Annotated in this window: 2 protein-coding genes; both read right to left on the reverse strand. The window is 68.1% G+C overall.

What is annotated here, in order from left to right; genetic code table 11:
* Nucleotides 1-176: 176 nt before the first annotated feature.
* On the reverse strand, nucleotides 177-428 hold the full coding sequence (locus MFF26_RS26325) for a hypothetical protein (protein WP_238308964.1): 252 nt from the start codon (nucleotides 426-428) through the stop codon (nucleotides 177-179).
* Between the two features lie 367 nt (nucleotides 429-795).
* Nucleotides 796-1,307, reverse strand: a 512-nt coding sequence (locus MFF26_RS26330; protein ID WP_238308965.1) for a hypothetical protein, incomplete at its 5' end; no start/stop codon positions are given.

The raw sequence follows: 1,307 nt of genomic DNA on the forward strand, positions 1-1,307 counted from the left end.
CAAGCGCTTTGAGCCTGTGACCACTTGTAAGCCTATGTTTTTGCAGCGCTTTTCGCGCCAAGTCGACGAGGATTTGGCCCGTTTTCCAGGATCTCAGGAGACCTTGGAAATTGACCCTCGCGTGAGGGGTCCGACGCCTCAAGCGTGCCGTCGATCCAGCGCCCGAAACTGAAGGATCAGCCTGCCTTCCGGGCCCGCGGCATCCGCAGTTCGACGCTGAACGAGCGTCCGCCGAACGAACGCCGGCCGGTGCCGAGGCTCAGCATCTCGGGCATGCCGATCTCCCGACGAAGCTCCCGAACCAGCCGATCGACCCGCTTGCAGTGCGCGTCCTTGGCTTCGAGGTAGCTGGCGGCATCGGTGAAGCGCAGGCGACAGAAGGCACGGGCCTCCTGCTCGATCGCCGTGAGAGTGGCGTGCGCGCTCATCGAGGACCGATCATGCCATAGAAGCCCGCAGCCGTCCCGCCAGGGCAACGCCTTGGCTGTGGGGAGGTTCGGGGGCTGGGAAACTGGCCCGGCGGCGGCGAACAGATTAGCGGCCGACCGGGAGGAGCGATCCGATGGCCTCGCGCATCCCCGATCGCTCGAGCAGGATGCGCTTACCCGAAGCCTCGCCGGTACAGCGTCGGAATGGCTGCTGGGGGGTCGGCCGCCGCTTACATCCTGCACATACCGGCAAGGCAGGAGCGGCGACCTCTGGGATAGAACGCGGGTACGAAAACGCCCGGCGGCTGGAAGGCCCCGGGCGCGCGTCTCGCGACGGATAGTGAGATGCAGTGTTTCGCCCGACGGGTCAAGGCTCCCGCGTGGCCCGGATCGCCTGCCCCGTTGCCCCCGTCGCGGTGTGCTGCGCTTCGGTCAGCGCCTCCAGGAGCCACCGGAACCGCTTCGCCACATCGGTCGCCGCCCGATCGCCCGAACCCCTGCCGGTGCGCGCGGCGTAGGCTGCGAAGCTGTGGCCCTCCGCCAGGATGGCGCGGAGGAAGCGGACCCCGACGCCGCCGATGGCCTTCTCGAGCAGTGCGGTGAACTTGCGGACCCGTTCGGCATCGTCGAGCGCGTAGATGATCGCCAGCTCGTGCGCGATGGTTTGGTCGCGGGACCCACCTTGCGACCAGCCGCCGGAGCCGAGGCGAGCGCCGGACCCGCGCTCGAAAACCGCCTGGATCATCCGGCCGACCTCGAACTCCGCCCGATCGATGCGCTTGGCGGCAAGCTCCTGCGCCAGGACGTCGACACGCCGATTGACATGGACTTCGCGGTAGGCGCCCGGCTCCCACGGATCGGGAACGTTGGCGCGGCCGA

The sequence above is a fragment of the Methylorubrum suomiense genome (genome assembly GCF_022179765.1).
In the GTDB taxonomy this organism is placed as follows: Bacteria; Pseudomonadota; Alphaproteobacteria; order Rhizobiales; family Beijerinckiaceae; genus Methylobacterium; species Methylobacterium suomiense.

Excerpts from the sequence above, each read along its gene's own strand:
- MFF26_RS26325 (WP_238308964.1), bottom strand. The coding sequence starts at position 428 with ATGAGCGCGCACGCCACTCTCACGGCGATCGAGCAGGAGGCCCGTGCC.